Annotated in this window: 3 protein-coding genes; 1 reads left to right on the top strand and 2 read right to left on the bottom strand. The window is 29.5% G+C overall.

The features are described from left to right. The coding region (locus tag RDN22_RS11235; RefSeq protein ID WP_308558151.1) for a linear amide C-N hydrolase at window positions 1–122 on the bottom strand (122 nt) is incomplete at its 3' end. Window positions 123–360: 238 nt separating this feature from the next. On the opposite strand from RDN22_RS11235, the gene RDN22_RS11240 reads away from it, so the two are divergent. Then, a complete protein-coding gene (locus RDN22_RS11240; protein WP_256188065.1) occupies window positions 361–1,704 on the top strand; it encodes an ISL3 family transposase in 1,344 nt (447 codons plus the stop codon). Window positions 1,705–1,884: 180 nt separating this feature from the next. Here RDN22_RS11240 and RDN22_RS11245 read toward each other — a convergent pair. After that, a partial coding sequence (locus RDN22_RS11245) for a TRCF domain-containing protein (RefSeq protein WP_308558150.1) occupies window positions 1,885–2,305 on the bottom strand: 421 nt, incomplete at its 5' end.

A 2,305-nucleotide genomic window follows, 5' to 3' on the forward strand; every position in this document is an offset into this window, starting at 1 on the left:
TGTCTATATTGTAAAGGGTAGCTTCTTGGCATAATTGCTATTTTTTCACCATAGGAAAATTCATAATCCAAAGTTCTACCCATATAAAAATCTTTTGTTTGATAAGTTGCTGCTGTACACATATAAAATCTCTCTTTCTTTTCATTGTTTTGCTATTATATAGTATAACCCATTTATTTCATCTTTATGAATTAGAAAAGAAAAACACTCTTAAGAGTGTATTTCGGTATATTAAATTATCCGGTGCTTAGAGGTTCGCTCTAAATTATTAGGCGGAGTACCCTCTAAATTATCGTGGGGATGTGAATCATCCCCTTTTTTGATACAATTTTACTGTCTGGTCCTGATTAAATTATTATTATGAACAACGAATTATTAAAACTATTTGATATCAAGGATGATGTTGTTGAAACATTTACTGTAGATCATAAAGAATCTAATTATGAAATCGATATTAGATTCAAGCCATCTAGATTTTCATGTCCTACATGTGGCAGCACTCATTTCATTAGTAAAGGCAATAAGAAAAGATCTATTGTATCTGTACCTGTTAATGATAAACCTGTAAAGATGGTTACTTATGTTAAAAGGTATAAATGCATTGACTGTAATGCTTCTTTTTCTGATGTAAATCCTATTGCTTATGGTGATTGGTCTTTTACTAGAACAGCTATCATTTCTATTCTAAACAGGTTAAAACCTTATAATGCTACTTATGCTTCCATTGCTAGAATGTTTGGTGTTTCTTCTACCAGAATCATGGAAATATTTGATACTTTTGTCAGAATTAAAAGACATAGCCTTCCTAGAGTTCTATTGATTGATGAATTTCATTTCTCTAGAAACTCCAAATATAAATATCCTGCTATCCTTATGAACTTTGAAAACAATTTGATTATTGATATCGTTGAATCCAGAACACATGATATCATGTCTGACTATCTATTTAAGATTGATTTGGAAGAAAGAAAAAAGGTCGAATACATATGCACTGATATGAGCTTTATATTCAAACCCTTACTAAAGACATATTTTCCAAATTCGACCTTGCTTGTTGACCATTTTCACGTTACCAGACTAATAAATGATCAACTCAATCATACTCGAAAAAGAATTATGCGTAAATATGTTAAAAATAAAAAATCCAGAGAATACAGATTATTGAAACATCGTTACAAGATACTGTTAAAATCCAAAAATAACATAGACAATGAAACGTTCAAGTATGATAAGATAATGGAATGTCATGTAACTGAAAACATGATACTTGAAACTTTACTAAGCTTTGATGATGAACTTAGACAGGCCTATAATGCCAAAGAAGAATATTTGATATTCGATCAAGTTTCAAAAGGAGAAGTCAATAATTCTAATAAAAGAAAGGAACTCGATGCAGTAATTAAAAAATTCAAACATACACATGTGGAAGAAAGTATAAGTGTTGCAGTGACGCTTGAACATTGGAAAGAAGAAATACTAAACTCTTTTACATGGATAAATGACAGACGTATATCTAATGGACCATGTGAAGGTAAAAACAATTATGTAAAGAAGATCTTATCCAATGCAAATGGTATGTCCAATTTTCAACGTGCAAGAAACAGAATCCTATATTCTCAAAACAAATATGAAACTTACACAATGAATGAACATACAGACAGAATAAAACGTATAGGAAATCCTAGAGGAGCCTACAAAAAATAAAATAAAAATAGAAAACAAATAAAAGGAGGAAAACCAGGACCAGACATCATCCTAATTTTCCTCTTAAAAAAGCACAGAATATTTTAGAGGGAATACTGATTCCACATCAATATCCCCCTTAATAATTTAGAGCGAATTTCGCTAAAGCACTCGATTATTTAGAGCGCCCTTTTCTTTCGTTTATTTTTTTGATAACGTTTCAATAAACTCATTTAAACGATTAAGCCATTGATCATGTTTATTGATTTTAATTGTTATTTTATTATCTAAAGATTTAAAGGCTGGCTTTGTAAAAAGTTGATTAGCAAGCAAGAATAATTTATCACCTGAAATTGTTTCAAAAGCGTTTGGTGAAAAGATAATTTCTAGTTGTTTACCAGAATCTTTAATATCCTCAATAATAGAATAATGTGAAAGAATTTCAAGTTTTCTCTTTTCAATCAATGTTAAAATAGCTTCTGGTAAATTTCCATAATAATCATCAAATTCCGCTTTTAAACTATTAAGTTCACTCATTGTTTTTGCTTTATCTAATCTTTGATACAATTCAAGTTTTTCATAATCACTTGTGTCATTTGATTTAAAACAACTACCATAATAA

It is taken from the genome of uncultured Lactobacillus sp. (genome assembly GCF_902491705.1).
Taxonomy (GTDB): domain Bacteria; phylum Bacillota; class Bacilli; order Lactobacillales; family Lactobacillaceae; genus Lactobacillus.